18 protein-coding genes are annotated in these 14,214 nt (G+C 69.5%); 4 read left to right on the forward strand and 14 right to left on the reverse strand.

Annotated elements, in window-relative coordinates:
- Nucleotides 1–57 precede the first annotated feature (57 nt).
- Entirely contained in the window at nucleotides 58–840 is a 783-nt protein-coding gene (locus BST10_RS08575; protein WP_013829320.1) for a Coq4 family protein, read from the forward strand.
- 73 nt (nucleotides 841–913) lie between these two features.
- On the opposite strand, the gene BST10_RS08580 is transcribed toward BST10_RS08575, so the two are convergent.
- The 8 genes from BST10_RS08580 to BST10_RS08615 all read right to left on the reverse strand — a co-directional run bounded on the left by BST10_RS08580 (nucleotide 914) and on the right by BST10_RS08615 (nucleotide 9,068).
- The gene (locus BST10_RS08580) at nucleotides 914–1,927 is read right to left on the reverse strand and encodes an alcohol dehydrogenase catalytic domain-containing protein (protein WP_083037485.1); all 1,014 of its coding nucleotides are present in this window, start codon (nucleotides 1,925–1,927) and stop codon (nucleotides 914–916) included.
- Nucleotides 1,928–1,974: 47 nt separating this feature from the next.
- The gene (locus tag BST10_RS08585; protein WP_083037435.1) at nucleotides 1,975–3,021 is read right to left on the reverse strand and encodes an NUDIX hydrolase; all 1,047 of its coding nucleotides are present in this window, start codon (nucleotides 3,019–3,021) and stop codon (nucleotides 1,975–1,977) included.
- A complete protein-coding gene (locus BST10_RS08590; RefSeq protein WP_083037436.1) occupies nucleotides 3,021–4,145 on the reverse strand; it encodes a glycosyltransferase family 4 protein in 1,125 nt (374 codons plus the stop codon). Before BST10_RS08590 ends, BST10_RS08585 begins: the two co-directional genes overlap by 1 nt.
- On the reverse strand, nucleotides 4,145–5,068 hold the full coding sequence (locus BST10_RS08595) for a phosphatidylinositol mannoside acyltransferase (RefSeq protein ID WP_232062721.1): 924 nt from the start codon (nucleotides 5,066–5,068) through the stop codon (nucleotides 4,145–4,147). Before BST10_RS08595 ends, BST10_RS08590 begins: the two co-directional genes overlap by 1 nt.
- 17 nt (nucleotides 5,069–5,085) lie before the next feature.
- Nucleotides 5,086–5,748 carry a phosphatidylinositol phosphate synthase gene (pgsA, locus tag BST10_RS08600; protein ID WP_083037438.1) on the reverse strand — a complete coding sequence of 221 codons (663 nt, stop codon included), beginning with the start codon at nucleotides 5,746–5,748 and terminating at the stop codon, nucleotides 5,086–5,088.
- On the reverse strand, nucleotides 5,745–6,317 hold the full coding sequence (locus tag BST10_RS08605) for an ATP adenylyltransferase (RefSeq protein WP_083037439.1): 573 nt from the start codon (nucleotides 6,315–6,317) through the stop codon (nucleotides 5,745–5,747). Before BST10_RS08605 ends, pgsA begins: the two co-directional genes overlap by 4 nt.
- Nucleotides 6,314–8,362, reverse strand: a complete 2,049-nt coding sequence (gene thrS, locus BST10_RS08610; protein ID WP_083037440.1) for a threonine--tRNA ligase — start codon at nucleotides 8,360–8,362, stop codon at nucleotides 6,314–6,316. The genes BST10_RS08605 and thrS overlap by 4 nt, the downstream gene beginning before the upstream one ends.
- A gap of 91 nt (nucleotides 8,363–8,453) precedes the next feature.
- Complete coding sequence (locus tag BST10_RS08615; RefSeq protein WP_013829328.1) at nucleotides 8,454–9,068, reverse strand: PaaI family thioesterase; 615 nt, start codon at nucleotides 9,066–9,068, stop codon at nucleotides 8,454–8,456.
- A 65-nt stretch (nucleotides 9,069–9,133) separates the two neighbouring features.
- Between BST10_RS08615 and BST10_RS08620 the strand changes: the two genes are divergently transcribed.
- Nucleotides 9,134–9,631: a DUF1990 family protein gene (locus BST10_RS08620; protein ID WP_013829329.1), complete on the forward strand. Its 498-nt coding sequence runs from the start codon at nucleotides 9,134–9,136 to the stop codon at nucleotides 9,629–9,631.
- Between the two features lie 73 nt (nucleotides 9,632–9,704).
- On the opposite strand, the gene BST10_RS08625 is transcribed toward BST10_RS08620, so the two are convergent.
- A complete protein-coding gene (locus tag BST10_RS08625) occupies nucleotides 9,705–10,157 on the reverse strand; it encodes an Rv2617c family stress response/phage resistance protein (protein ID WP_083037486.1) in 453 nt (150 codons plus the stop codon).
- Between the two features lie 95 nt (nucleotides 10,158–10,252).
- Here BST10_RS08625 and BST10_RS08630 point away from each other — a divergent pair, with 95 nt between their 5' ends.
- Nucleotides 10,253–10,966: a helix-turn-helix transcriptional regulator gene (locus tag BST10_RS08630; RefSeq protein ID WP_013829331.1), complete on the forward strand. Its 714-nt coding sequence runs from the start codon at nucleotides 10,253–10,255 to the stop codon at nucleotides 10,964–10,966.
- Here the strand turns inward: BST10_RS08630 and BST10_RS08635 are convergent.
- From BST10_RS08635 to fdxA, 5 genes are all read right to left on the reverse strand, one after another.
- Nucleotides 10,963–11,850 (reverse strand): NAD(P)H-dependent flavin oxidoreductase, encoded by an 888-nt coding sequence (locus BST10_RS08635; RefSeq protein WP_083037487.1) that lies wholly within the window; start codon nucleotides 11,848–11,850, stop codon nucleotides 10,963–10,965. The genes BST10_RS08630 and BST10_RS08635 overlap by 4 nt on opposite strands.
- Before the next feature lie 74 nt (nucleotides 11,851–11,924).
- The gene (locus tag BST10_RS08640) at nucleotides 11,925–12,263 is read right to left on the reverse strand and encodes a cupin domain-containing protein (RefSeq protein ID WP_083037441.1); all 339 of its coding nucleotides are present in this window, start codon (nucleotides 12,261–12,263) and stop codon (nucleotides 11,925–11,927) included.
- A 49-nt stretch (nucleotides 12,264–12,312) separates the two neighbouring features.
- Nucleotides 12,313–12,738 carry a hypothetical protein gene (locus BST10_RS08645; protein ID WP_083037442.1) on the reverse strand — a complete coding sequence of 142 codons (426 nt, stop codon included), beginning with the start codon at nucleotides 12,736–12,738 and terminating at the stop codon, nucleotides 12,313–12,315.
- Complete coding sequence (locus BST10_RS08650) at nucleotides 12,735–13,490, reverse strand: helix-turn-helix transcriptional regulator (RefSeq protein ID WP_083037443.1); 756 nt, start codon at nucleotides 13,488–13,490, stop codon at nucleotides 12,735–12,737. Before BST10_RS08650 ends, BST10_RS08645 begins: the two co-directional genes overlap by 4 nt.
- Nucleotides 13,487–13,831, reverse strand: a complete 345-nt coding sequence (gene fdxA, locus BST10_RS08655; RefSeq protein ID WP_041318112.1) for a ferredoxin — start codon at nucleotides 13,829–13,831, stop codon at nucleotides 13,487–13,489. The genes BST10_RS08650 and fdxA overlap by 4 nt, the downstream gene beginning before the upstream one ends.
- Nucleotides 13,832–13,881: 50 nt before the next feature.
- Between fdxA and BST10_RS08660 the strand changes: the two genes are divergently transcribed.
- Nucleotides 13,882–14,187, forward strand: a complete 306-nt coding sequence (locus BST10_RS08660; RefSeq protein WP_235673611.1) for a DUF2249 domain-containing protein — start codon at nucleotides 13,882–13,884, stop codon at nucleotides 14,185–14,187.
- Nucleotides 14,188–14,214: the final 27 nt, after the last annotated feature.

Raw genomic sequence — 14,214 nt, forward strand, 5'->3', positions numbered from 1 at the left:
TATGGACATCTCCATTCAAATGTCTATTATCGAAGCATCCGGTGAAGGGATCGTCGCATGGCCGCAGCGTTTACTGGTGTACCCGAACAGCGTGACTGGCCGGCAGTCTTCGGCTCGTGGCGGCTGCTGGCCAACCCGGGCAAGAACGGGGGCTCCGCCTTCGAGTTGATCGTGGGCCTGGCGGCTCCGATCCTGGCGCGCAGCTACCACCAGCTGCGGGCGCATCCCAACGGCCGGAGGCTGTTCGCCGAGAAGCCGGACCTGTTGGCGCTGCTGGGCGACGACGACTACCTGGCCTCGTTGCCCGCGGGATCGCTGGGCCACGCCTACCGTTCTTTTCTGCGCACCAACCGGCTCGATGCCGGCGTGTTCGACGTGGACACCGTGATCCGGCCGATCGCCGAGCGTCGCGGCTGGGATGACGATTTCTTCTACATGATGCGGCGCGGCACCGCCCTGCACGACATGTTCCACACGCTCGGGGGTTACGGTCCGGACATGGGCGGAGAGTTCGGCAACCTCGGCTTCCACTGCGGCCAGATGGAGCCCTCCGGTGCACTGAAGGCGCTCACCCTCGGCTTGCTGGGACCACTCATCCCCGCCTCCCCACGCCGCAAGCTGCGCTATTTCCGTGAGGCGGTCCGTCGGGGGCAACGCGCCGACAACCTGATGGCCGCCCCCTACGAAGAGCTGCTGGACAAGCCGCTCGCCGAGGTGCGCGAACTGCTGGGAATCGAGCCGACCGCCCGCGCGCATCGCGACGGGCACCTGTTCATCGGGTGGATGCCGCCGGGAATGACACCACCCACCCGCTGGGACTACGACGCGGGCGTTGCTTGACCGCGGAGCAGACGCGAAAGCCCCCATTTCGGGCGGATTTTAGGAGCTTTCACGACTGCTCGTCGGAGAAAAATCACATCGTCAAGACCATGCGGTAGCGGGCGCGGCCCTGCTGCATGGCGGCGTAGGCCTCGGCCGCCTGGGCCAGCGGCCGCTCCTCGATGCGGGCGCGCACCCCGGACAGCACCGCGAACGCCATGGTCTCCTCGACGTCGCGGGCGGTGCCCGACGGGTGACCGGACACCCGCAGCCCCGGCCCGATCAACTGCACCGGGGCGATCGGCAGCGGATCGGCGGAGACACCGATGATGACCAGTTCCCCGCGCGGCGCCAGGCCGCCCAGCGTATCGGCCATCGCCTGCGAATTGGCGGCGGTGGCCAGCACCACCGACACCCCGCCGAGGGCGCGCAGCGCTGCCGCGACGTCGCCTGCCGTGGAGTCGATGTAGTGGTGGGCGCCCAGTGCGCGGGCGTCTGCGCCCTTCCCGGCGCCGCGAGCGACCGCGATCGTCTCGAATCCCATTGCGGCGGCGAACTGCACGCCCAGGTGGCCCAGCCCGCCGACACCGAGCACCGCGACGCGGTCGCCGGGCAGCGCCTGGGTGGAGCGCAGCGCGTTATAGGTGGTAACGCCGGCACATCCCATCGGCGCCGCCTCGACGAAGGACAGTCCGTCGGGGATCCGGGCCAGCGCGTTGGCCGGCACCGTCACCGATTCGCCGTAGCCGCCCGGGTAATGCAGGCTCGGCACCTGCCCGTTGTCGCAGTGGATGAAATGGCCCTTGCGACAGGGGATGCAATGGTTGCAGTGACCGCCGAACCATCCCACCGCCACCCGGTCGCCGACGGCCCAGCCGGTCACGGCCGAGCCGAGCTCGGCGATCCGGCCGGCGATCTCGTGCCCGGGGGTCAACGGCCAGCTGACGCCGGGAAACCCGCCACCGACGATGCCCTGGTCGGTGCCGCAGACACCGCAGGCCGCGACGTCGATCCTGACCTGATCGGGTCCCGGCGCGGCGGTGTCGACGTCGACAAGGCTCAGCGGCGCACCGGCGGATGGCACGTGAACAGCGCGATGAGTTGGCATTGCAAGAGCGTATTCCGCCGCGACCCGGGCAGCCATGGTCCGGGCGATCAAGAAATGCGGCGCAGCACCGGTTGGGCATCGGCCGAATCGGCCAGCCGGGCGGCCTCGGCGAGCCGCTCGCCGAGTTGCAGCGGGTAGACCTTCTCGCCGCCGGCGGCCAGCTCGGCGATCGTGGCCGCATCGCACCAGCGGTGACCGTGCAGGTAACGCTGCTCCAGTCCGGTGTGACCGGCGCCGGACGGTTCGAACCGGGTGGTGCGATAGGTGAAGAAGAACTCCTGACTGTCGATCCGGTCGCCGTTGAACTGGAACGCCGCGTCGCGGCGCCAGATCGGTCCGACCAGCTCGGCGGGATCGACCTTCAGCCCGGTCTCCTCGTGCAGTTCGCGCGCCGCCGCGTCGGCCAGCGGCTCATCGGGCAGCACCTGGCCGCCGACGGTGAACCACCAGCGCGGTGCGGGGTTCTCGGCGTCGTCGGGCAGGGCTGGGTCGCGGCCGCGCAGCAGCAACACCGAGCCCGCGTCGTCGAGCAGCACCACCCGCGCCGAGACGCGCGGGCCCCGTACACCGTGGTCGCCGTGGGCGACCATACCGGCCCGTTCGACGATCTCGAAATACGTTGGCATCGGGGCGGTTCCGCGCAGATACAACGCCCGAACCAGCGGGCGTTCCCGCAGCGCCACGGTGTCGCGGACCGCGTCGTTGTGGAACCGGCGCGCCAGCAGCACCCGCGCTTCGGCGTCGGCCAGCTCGGCGATCATCGCCGGCGGCAGCGACGCGGTGTCGACCATCGCCAGTTCGGCGGACAACGCGTTCTCGGCCGTCTCACGGGCGTCTCGTGAGGCTCGCTCGGCGGCATCGGCCACGGCGGCCAACCGCCGCCCGGTGAGCGTGTCGCCGTATGCCTCGAACGCGACCGCCCGGGCCACCACGGCACGGCGCGCCAGGGCCGCGTCCAGTGCCTGCCAGGACAGGTCGCAGCGCACGTGCAGCCGGTTGAGCCGGCTGGCGGTCTGGTAGGCCCATCCCACCGTGGCGGCCAGCAGCGCGACGGCGACCAGCACCAGCACGGTGCCCAGGATCGTCGGGCCCATCAGTCGCCCACCGAGACCTTGCGGCCGACGCCGGCGACCGTCTCGTAGACCCGGATGATCTGGTCGGCCACCACCGACCAGTCGAAGCGCCGTACCGCCTCGCTGCCCGCCGCCACATACGACGCCCGCAGCGCATCGTCGTCGAGCACCTCGATCAGGGCCGCGGCCAGCGCCGCGTGGTCATCGACCGGCACCAGCCGGCCCGCCTGTCCGTCGCGCAGCACCCGGCGGAACGCGTCCAGGTCGCTGGCCACCACCGCCGCGCCGGCGGCCATCGCCTCGGCCAGCACGATGCCGAAGCTCTCCCCGCCGGTGTTCGGCGCGCAGTACACGTCGGCGCTACGCAGCGCCGATGCCTTCTCGGCGTCATCGACTTGGCCTAGGAACCGCAGATGTTTCGCCAATGTGCCTGCATTGCTGCGCAATTCGGCCTCGTCCCCGCGGCCGACGATCAGCAGCTCGACGTCGGCGAATGTCTCGACCAGCGCCGGCAGCGCCGCCAGTAGCACCGCCATTCCCTTGCGGGGTTCGTCGTAGCGGCCGAGAAACAACACCGTACGGCCGGTGCGGGGATAGCCGGGCAACGGCTGCGCCGTGGCGAACGCGGCCACGTCGACCCCGTTCGGGATCTCGACCGCGTCGGATCCGAGCGCCTCCATCTGCCAGCGGCGCGCCAGGTCCGAGACCGCGATGCGGCCGATGATCTTCTCGTGCATCGGCCGCAGCAGGCCCTGAGCCACGCTCAACGTCAACGACTTGGTCGTGGAGGTGTGAAAGGTGGCCACGATCGGGCCCTCGGCGACGTTCAACGCCAGCATCGACAGGCTGGGGGCATTCGGCTCGTGCAGGTGCAACACGTCGAAATCGCCCCGCATGAGCCACTTCTTGACCTTGCGGTGCGCGGCCGGGCTGAACTGCAGCCGGGCCACCGAGCCGTTGTAGGGGATCCCGACGGCCTTGCCGGCGGAGACGACGTAGTCGGGCAGCTCCACATGTGGTGAGGCCGGCGCCAGCACACTGACCTCATGCCCGCGGCCGCGCAGCACCTCGGCCAACTGCAGCACATGAGCCTGCACCCCGCCCGGCACGTCGAACGAGTAGGGGCAGACCATGCCGATCCGCATCAGCTCTCCCCCAGGTGTGCCCGTCGCGATTCAGGCAGATCCATCACCCACTGCGGCTGCATCATGTGCCAATCCTGCGGGTAGGCGGCGATGCCCTCGGCAAAGGTGTCGGCCAGCGCCTGGGTGATGACCCCGACATCGCCGCTGCCGCACTCCAGCGGCGGATGAATCCGGATCCCCCAGCCCGCGCCGTCGAACCAGCAGTGCGCCGGCAGCAGGGCCGCATCGGTTGCAACAGCGAGTTTGGCCGGGCCGGCCGGCATCCGGGTCGTCTCACCGAAGAACTCGACCGCCACCCCGTTGCGGGTCAGGTCACGATCGGCCATCAGGCAGACCAGCCCATTGGCACTCAGCCGGTCGGCCAGTACCTCGAACGGCGGGCGTTCGCCACCGGACAGTGGCAGCACCTCGAAACCCAGGCTTTCCCGGAAGTCGAGGAAGCGCCGGTAGAGCGACTCGGGTTTGAGGCGCTCGGCGACGGTGGTGAACCCGCCGTGGGTCTGGGCGAGCCAGACCCCGGCCATGTCCCAGTTGCCGCTATGCGGCAACGCCAGTACCGCGCCGCGCCCGGCCCGCAACGCGGCTTCGATGTGCTGCTGGCCCTGCACCGAATCGTGCAGCCGGCGGGCCAGCTCGGCGTGGTCCATGGTGGGCAGCCGAAACGCCTCGCGCCAATACCGGGCGTAGGACGCCAGCGAAGCCCGCATCAGCCCCGACGGCACCTCGGCCGGCGCCACCCCCAGCACCCGGGCCAGGTTCTTGCGCAGCTGCTCGGGTCCCCCGCCGCGGGCCGCGAACAAGGCGCCGGCGTCGAATGCGTTGCGGGCGACGAATTCCGGCAACGCGCGCACCATCATCCAGCCTGCGGCGAACCCGGCATCGGTGGCCCAGGCGTCCAGTTGGCTCAGGCCGGGCACTCGCAGACCGCTCGGGATGAAGGTCACGATCCGGCGGTTTCCTCGCCGTCGGCTTCCGGCAGGGGCTCCACCGCGCCCGGTGAGGTGCGCACGGTGTGCAGCCGCTGCGCGCAGGTGATCAGGCTGGCCACCGCCAGCAGCCACATCGCCACATGCAGCGCCCACGGCAGCGGGTACACCGGCAGATCGGACAGGCCGGCACCCACCAGCACGATGATCAGCCGTTCCGGGCGTTCGATGTAACCGCCGTCGCCGCGCAGCCCGCTGGCTTCGGCACGCGCCTTGATGTAGGAGATCACCTGCGAGGTCACCAGGCAGATCAACGTGGCGACCACCAGCGGGGCGCTGTCGAGACCGAACGCCGCCCACCACGCCAGCCCGCAGAACACCGCACCGTCACTGATCCGGTCGCAGGTGGCGTCCAGAACCGCGCCGAACGCACTGCCGCCGCCGCGCAGCCGGGCCATCGCGCCGTCGAGCATGTCGAAATGCACGAAGAACCAGACCACCAGCGTGCCGGCGAACAATTGGCCGGTCGGGAACAGTGTCAGTGCGGCCAGCACGGCACCGGCGGTTCCCATGATCGTGACGACGTCGGCGGTGAGCCCGGCCCGCAGGAAGGCCCGTGCCACCGGCGTGGTGACGCGCGCGAACCTGGCCCGCGACAGGAACGGCAGCCTGCTCATGGCTGTTGCGCCCACTCGTCGGCGAGCAGCCGGCGAGTGTCACGCAGCAACTGCGGGATCACTTTGGAGCCGCCGACGATGGTGATGAAGTTCGCGTCGCCGCCCCAGCGGGGCACCACGTGCACGTGCAGATGCTCGGCCAGCGAGCCACCGGCCGACTCGCCCAGGTTCAGGCCGACGTTGAACCCGTGCGGCCGCGACACCGCCTTGATCACCCGGATGGCCTTCTGGATGAACGTCATCAGCTCGGCGCCCTCGGGTTCGGTGAGGTCTTCGAACTCCGAGAACCGCCGGTAGGGCACCACCATCAGATGACCCGGGTTGTACGGGTAGAGGTTGAGCACCGCATAGACGTTCTCGCCGCGCGCCACCACCAGTCCGTCCTCATCGGACATATTCGGGATGTCGGTGAACGGCCTGGTGGACCGTGCCGAGCCAGCTTCGGTGCGCTTGAGGGGCGCCTCGGCCAGATAGGTCATCCGGTAGGGCGTCCACAGTCGCTCCAACCGGTCGGGATCACCGGCGCCGGTGTCGACGATTCCGTTGTCACCGCCCTGGTCGCCGGTCATGTCGCTTCGCCCGCCTTCAAGCCCGGCTTGACCGTCTCCGCGGTCGGTGCGGTGTTGTCCCGGGCGGCGATCCAGCCGGCGATCGCCGCGACCGCGTCATCGCGGGGCACGCCGTTGATCTGGGTGCGGTCGCCGAACCGGAAGCTGACCGCCCCGGCCTCGACGTCGCGGTCGCCGGCCAGCAGCATGAACGGCACGTGCGTGTTGGTGTGGTTGACGATCTTCTTGGGCATCCGGTCGTCGCTGGCGTCGACCTCGACCCGTATCCCGTGGCTGCGCAGCTGTGCGGCGATCTCATCCAGGTATTCCACGTGCTGGTCGGCCACCGGGATGCCGACCACCTGCACCGGCGCCAGCCAGGCCGGGAAGGCTCCGGCATAGTGCTCGGTCAGCACACCGAAGAACCGCTCGATCGAGCCGAACAGCGCCCGGTGGATCAGCACCGGACGCTGCCGGGTGCCGTCGGCCGCGGTGTACTCCAACTCGAACCGGTCGGGCATGTTGAAGTCGAGCTGAATGGTCGACATCTGCCAGCTGCGACCGAGGGCGTCTTTGACCTGCACCGAGATCTTCGGCCCGTAGAACGCCGCGCCGCCCGGGTCGGGCACCAGCGTCAGTCCGGACGCCTCGGCGACCTCGCGCAGCGTCTCGGTCGCCTCCTCCCACACCTCGTCGGAGCCGACGTGCTTCTCCGGGTCCTTGGTGGACAGCTCCAGGTAGTAGTCGTCCAGGCCGTAGTCGGCGAGCAGGTCCAGCACGAAGCGCAGCAGCGAGGCCAACTCCTCGCGCATGCTTTCGCGGGTGCAGTAGATGTGTGCGTCGTCCTGGGTCATGCCGCGCACCCGGGTCAGCCCGTGCACCACACCGGAACGTTCGTAGCGGTAGACGCTGCCGAACTCGAAGAGCCGCAACGGAAGTTCCCGGTAGGAGCGCCCCCGTGACCGGAAGATCAGGTGGTGCATCGGGCAGTTCATCGGCTTGAGGTAGTAGTCCTGGCCGGGCTTGCGCACGGTGCCGTCCTCGGCGAACTCCGCGTCGATGTGCATCGGCGGGTACATGCCCTCGGAGTACCACTGCAAATGACCGGAGGTCTCGTACAGCGCCGACTTGGTGATGTGCGGGGTGTTGACGAACTGGTAGCCGGCCTCGATGTGCTTGCGCCGCGAGTAGTCCTCCAGCTCACGGCGGATGATCCCGCCCCTGGGGTGGAAAACCGGTAGGCCCGAACCGATTTCGTCGGGGAAACTGAACAGGTCCAGCTCGACGCCCAGCTTGCGGTGATCGCGTCGCTGGGCCTCCTCGATCAGCTCGAGGTGACGCTCCAAGGCCTCCCGCGACTCCCACGCGGTGCCGTAGACGCGCTGCAGGCTGGCGTTGTTCTGATCGCCGCGCCAGTAGGCGGCCGAGGAGCGGGTGAGTTTGAACGCGGGGATGAAGCGCGTGGTCGGGATGTGCGGGCCGCGGCACAGGTCACCCCAAACCCGTTCCCGGGTACGGGGATTCAGGTTGTCGTAGGCAGTGAGTTCATCGCCACCCACTTCCATGATGTCGCTGTCGCCGGATTTGTCGTCGACCAGCTCGAGCTTGTAGGGCTCGCCGGCCAACTCGGCGCGGGCGGCCTCTTTGGACTCGTAGACCCGCCGGGCGAACAGCTGACCGTCTTTGATGATCGCCCGCATCCGCTTCTCGAGCTTCTCCAAGTCCTCCGGGGTGAAGGCTTCGGGCACGTCGAAGTCGTAGTAGAAGCCGTCGGTGATGGGCGGGCCGATGCCGAGCTTGGCGGCCGGGAACAAGTCCTGCACGGCCTGGGCCAGCACATGCGCGCAGGAGTGCCGGATGACGCTGCGGCCGTCCTCGGTGTCGGCCGCCACCGGGGTCGCCTCGGCGTCGGTGTCGGGAATCCAGCTCAGGTCGCGTAGCTTGCCGTCGGCGTCGCGCACCACCACGATCGCATCGGGCGCCCCCCGGCTGGGCAGGCCCGCCGCGCGCACCGCATCGGCGGCGGTGGTGCCGGCAGGAACCCGGATCGGTGCGGGCGCGCTCATGGGGTGGTCTCCAAGGGGATGCGAGGTGGTCGAACGTCCGCGACCATGCTATCGGGGCTGTCGTGACCGACCGCTCGGGAGTACGCCGGGCTCACGGCTGGCCTGGCCTGAGTACCACGAACAGCGCCTCGCCGTCGGCCAGCACGGTATCGCCGTCGCGCAGCGAGGTCCCGACGAAGATCTTGCGGCCCTCCGTCCGGCTGATCCATGCCTCGACCTGCAACTCCTTGTCGATCGGGACGATGTTGCGGTAGTTGACATGCAGATAGGCGGTGCGCTGGTAGGGCCCGCCGGTCAGCAGCCACGACGCGGTTCCCAGTACCGAGTCGAACAGCAGGCCGATGGCACCGCCGTGCGCGGCGCCGTTGCGCCCCAGGTGGAAGCGCCGGAATCGGGCCCAGCCGCGCAGCCGGCCGTCCTCGGTCCTGCTGAGCTTCATCGGCACCGCCAGCAGGTTGCCGCGCATCGGCAGATCCAACCGGCGCCCCGACGGCGAGGACCATTCGTCGCCGTCGAACGGCGCCAACAGGTCGCAGACGTCCTGCAGCGCGTCGGCGGCGCGGCTGAACACCTCATCCGGGGCGTCGGCGGCTCGGGCGTGGTCCTGCAGCGCACGCATCGTCTCGAGGAACCGGCCGTAGTCCGGCCCGCCCTTCTGGGTCGGTTCGGGCGGGTTGAAACCGCCGCCGGCATGTGTGGCTGTCACGCGTCTATTTAACGTTCAGGTGATTACCGGGTGTACGCCACGCCCGCGATGGCAGGGTTGGTGCGGTGGACTTGAGCAGACTGCGCGACCTACCGCTGACCTACGCCGAGGTGGGCGCCACCGCCGGGGCGCTGCCCGCGGGGTATCAGCATCTGGAACACGCCGCCCCGATCGGCCGCGGCCGGCAGCGGTTCGAACAGGCGGCCGAGGCGGTGCTGCACTGGGGAATGCAGCGCGGCGCCGGTCTGGGGGTGCGGACGGACAGCGACGTCGCCACGGTGGGCGCGACAGTGGTGGTGCGGATGGGTTTGCTGAGCGCACCGTGTCGGGTGGTCTACGTGGTGTCCGAGCCCGATCGCCGTGGCTTCGCCTACGGCACCCTGCCGGGACACCCCGAATCCGGTGAGGAGTTGTTCTCGGTGCGCTACGACCCCGCCGACGACACGGTCCACGCACAGGTGCGGGCGTTCTCCCGGCCTGCCACGTGGTGGATCAGGGCGGCCGGACCGGTGGCTTCGGCGGCGCAGCGCGTCATCGCCAGGCGTTACCTGCGGGCGATCTGACGTCCCGGCATGAAGCGACCGCGCCGCGGTTCCGGTTGGCCGTGGCGCGGCCGCGAGCTGGACTGTGGCGGCGTCAGGTCACACGACGGACATGCACGGCCGGGGCCAGCCGTGCCAGCACCACCGCGGCGACCAGGAGACCGAAGTCCCGCAGCGCGACGTCGTAGTAGCCGGACAAGGTGAGCAGGTCGACGATGATGCCGGCGAGCCACGCCGCCACCACCCAGGCGCCGATCCGCGGCACGACCGCGACCAGGACCCCGGCGACTATCTCGATGACGCCGATCAGATACATGGCTTGGTCGCCGTTGCCTGGCAGGATGTCATTGATCCAGCCGGCAAGGTACTTGTCCCAGTGGCTCGGGCCCGCGCCTCCGGGGACGTGCGTCAGCAGATTGAAGAACTTGTCCAGACCGAACAGGATCGGGGCGACCGTGAACAGCGTTCGCAGCAAAAAATACGCCTCGAACAACGGGTCCTTCAACCGCTCCGAAAGGGCAGCTGAGCCCAGATTGGTGGCACTCATGAACATCCTCCTCGCTTCTAAATATCAACATTTTGAACGTTAGAACCACTGGAATCTAACGTCAAGAACTTTCTCCGATAGAGACCTGCTTGCCGATGGCCAATCTGGACCGCAACATGACCGGGATCGGTGCGCTCGCCGATCCGGTTCGTCGCGAGCTGTATCGATTCGTCGCCTCCCAAGCCGCCCCGGTCAGCCGTGACGATGCTGCCGCTGCTACCGGGATTGCCCGCCATCAGGCAAAGTTCCATCTGGACCGACTGGAGGCCGACGGCCTGCTGGTGAGCGACTATGCCCGGTTGACCGGTCGCTCAGGTCCCGGCGCCGGCCGCCCATCGAAGCGCTACCGGCGCTCCCCGAGCGAGATCGCGGTGAGCCTGCCGCCGCGGGAATATGAGCTGGCGGGCCGGTTGATGGCCGATGCGATCGCCGAATCCGCCCGTACCGGCACACCGGCAATCCAGGCGCTCGACCGACTGGCCCGCGATTACGGCCGCGAGCTCGGTGAGGCCGCCACGGCGGAGCGACCACCGACCGACACCGCTGCCGCCCTCGAGTTGGCCACCGATGTGCTCACCGAACATGGCTACGAGCCGCGTGACGACGGCGGCGGCGACGTGTATTTGGCCAACTGCCCGTTTCACGGACTGGCCCAGTCCCAGACAGAACTGGCCTGCACCATGAATCTCGCCCTGATCAGCGGCGTCGCCGATGCGCTGATGCCGTACTGCCCGCGGGCCCGGCTGGCGCCCGATCCGTCTCGGTGCTGTGTGGTGCTGACCGCCGGTGGGTGTCCCGCCCCCGGTTAGCCCCAGCGGGCCAGCAGGCGCTGTGCCCCGGTGGACAGCTCATCGACGACCACCGCCACCGGACGGCTCGCGCTGAGCAGTCCCACGCCCTGGCCGGCGTCCACCGGAGCGATCCGCTGGTCTTCGGCGGCGATACCGGCCGCCAGCTCCGCAACCGCGTGCTCGTCACCGGCCAGCGTTGCCTCGCGGCCCGTCCAGCGGCCGGCGAACTCGTTGCGCAACACCCTGGACGGGAATTGCGCCGGCCAGGCCAGCCGCTGGCCGACGTCGAACACCCGGGTGGTCACGGTGTCGGTGCCGGCCGCCGCGATCAAGGCGCGCCGGGCCGCGTCGCCGGTCAGTGCCTCAGGACAGGCCGACAGGCAGGTTCCCAGCCAGGCGCCGGCGGCTCCGGCGGCCAGCACCGCGGCCAGGCTGCGCGGCGAGGCGACCCCTCCGGCGGCCAGCACCGGCACCGTCACGGCGTCCAGGACGGCGTCGAGCAGCGGCAGCGTGGCGAGCCTGGTCTCCCCGTGTCCACCGCCCTCGGCGCCGCGGGCCACCAGGACGTCCAGCCCGGCGTCTTGTGCGCGCCGGGCGGTCTCGGCGTCGTAGACCTGGGTGGCGGTGCGGATTCCGGCCGCGTGGGCGCGCTCAACCCAGCGCAGGTCGGTGCCGAAGCTGACCGAGAGCAGCGCGGGGCGGGCGGCCAGCGCGGCATCGAACAGGTCCGGTTGGTCGCGGATCACCCAGTCCACCAAGCCGATTCCGAACCTCGCCTGCCCGGCCAGGTCCAGCTCGGTGGCCAGTGACGCCGCGGTGGCGGTGCTGCCCATCCCGATCATGCCCAGCCCGCCGGCGGCGGTGACCGCAGCGGCCAGCCGTCCACCGGCCACACCTCCCATAGGCGCGTTGACGATGGGCACCCGCAGCCCCGCCCCCAGCGACCAGGGTGTGCCGAGCTGCGGCGCGGGCACGCTCAGTGCGAGGCGCTCTTGGCGACGGTCAGCAGCACCACCGAGTCCTCGGGCGCCTCCAGCGCGTGGCGGGTGCGGGGCAGAACGACGAACTCCCCGGCCGAGCCCTCCCAGGCGTCGTCACCGGCGGTCAGCCGCACCCGGCCGCGCAGCACCTGCAGGGTGGACTCCCCCGGGCTGTCGTGTTCGGCCAGCGCCTCACCGGCCCGCAGTGCCACCAGGGTCTGACGCAGGTGGTGCACCGATCCGCCGTAGACGGTGTGGGCCGAACGCCCGCTGTGGTGCTGCCGGGCTTCGGCCAGCTTCTCGTCGGCCAACGTGGTCAGCGAAGTCGATTCCATCGGTAATCCTTACTGCTAGGCGGGTGGACAGGTGTTCGGTTCAAACAGTTCAGCGGGCCAGCAACAGGATGCCGAGCGGCACCAGCGCGGCGACCTTGATCAACTCCAGGACGATGTAGGCGTAGTGCGCGCGGGAGCGGGGCGCATCCAGCCCGGCAAGCACCTGATCGGCGCGACGGCTCAGCCCCGGCCGCACCATCAGCAGCTGAGCGACCAGCATCGTCACCGCGACCGCGAACGTCACCACGACGGGACCGGTCGGCCGCTCGGAGACGAATGACGCCGCGATGGCGGCCGCCAGGATGAGTTCCGCGGAGTTAAGGGCCCGAAAGACCAACCGGCCGATACCCAGACAGACCGGGATCGTCGCGTTGGGGGCCCGGAACTTCAGCGGCGCCTCCATGAACGAGATCGCCATCACCATGCCCAGCCAGAGAAATGTCGCGGCGATCGCAACGGCGGCGGCAATGCTCACCCGGTGGGCCCTTCCACTCGCACCGGAGCCGCGGGCGACGGCTCGACCAGGGCCCCGTTCGGGGCCGGCTCGCGCTCATCGAGTTCCATCGACTTCAAGTGCGCCACACACAGATCCGGCTGAGCGAACGAGTCGAGACGATCAACGGTCACCGGTGCGTCCCAGGCTTCCAGCGCGCCTTGCATCAGGCCCAGATGGATCGGACAGACCACGTCGGTGGAGGTCTCGGCGAGTTCCAGGAACGGGCAGTGCCGCAACCCGAGCTGCGTCTCACCGGCATCGTCGGGTTCGAGCTGCTCGGGCTGGAAACCCAACTCGTCGAGCATGTCGACGAGCTGGTCGGTCGACTCGTCGGCGCCGACGGGATCGGCCGGGCGGTTCAGCGGCCGCAACCGCTGTCCCCACGCCCGGCCGGCCGCCAGGGCTTTGCCGCTGGGGTCGGAGTCGGCGGCCAGGCCGATGGTGAGGATCTCTGCCAGCAGCCGGAATCGGCGGGTGCCACCACGGTCCATCTGCCGGATCGCCCGGAACATCAGCGCCGGACGGCCCCGGCCCTTGTGGTCGGGCTCGGTGTGCTCGACGCGGCCTTCCTCCACCAGGGTGTCCAGATGGAAACGCACGGTGTTGGGATGCACCCCCAACTCGTCGGCGATCTGGACGATGCTCAGCGGCTCGTCCGCGGCCTGCACCAGCCGAAGCACGTCGAGGCGACGTCCTCCAGGCGGCCCAGGCGGTTTGGCGATGTCGCTCACTCCCCCTGGGGAGGGAAGCTGGCCACTAGCGGGGTGTCGATGCCGAGCGGTCCGATCTTGGCGGCCCCACCGGGTGAGCCGAGCGCCTCATCGCGGCCGGGCAGCGCCTCGGTGAAGAACTCCGCGTTGTCGGCCAGGTGCGGTTGCAACTCCTCCGGAAGGTCATCCTCGTAGTAGATGGCCTCGACCGGGCAAACCGGTTCGCAGGCACCACAATCCACACATTCGTCAGGATGGATGTAGAGGGCTCGCCCGCCTTCGTAGATGCAGTCGACGGGGCACTCCTCCACGCAGGCCCGGTCCATCACGTCAACGCACGGCTTCCCGATCACATATGCCATGGGCGTGAGTTTACACAAGGGATTTTGTAGAAACTAGAAGGGAGACCCAAATGTCGGAGGCCGAACTCGACGCCCGGGTGCTGCCCAGATCCGAGAAGCACAAGACCATCTTCGCGGCCTTCGCCGAGCTGGCGGCCGGCGAGTCGTTTGTGCTGCTCAACGACCACGAGCCGGAGCCGTTGCGCCTCGAGGTGGAACGCGAACACCCCGGCAGCTACGGCTGGGAGTACCTGAAGAAGGGCGCCGGGCGGGGCGCGCTGTGGCGGACCAGAATCTCCCGGCTCTCCTCGACCGCGGTGCCCTGGATTCTGACCGACACCACGACCAGCGGCGACGGGACGGCACGATCGAGCTGACCTCCGGCGCCTTGTTGTGGATGCCCA

It is taken from the genome of Mycolicibacter algericus DSM 45454 (genome assembly GCF_002086455.1).
Classification (GTDB): domain Bacteria; phylum Actinomycetota; class Actinomycetes; order Mycobacteriales; family Mycobacteriaceae; genus Mycobacterium; species Mycobacterium algericum.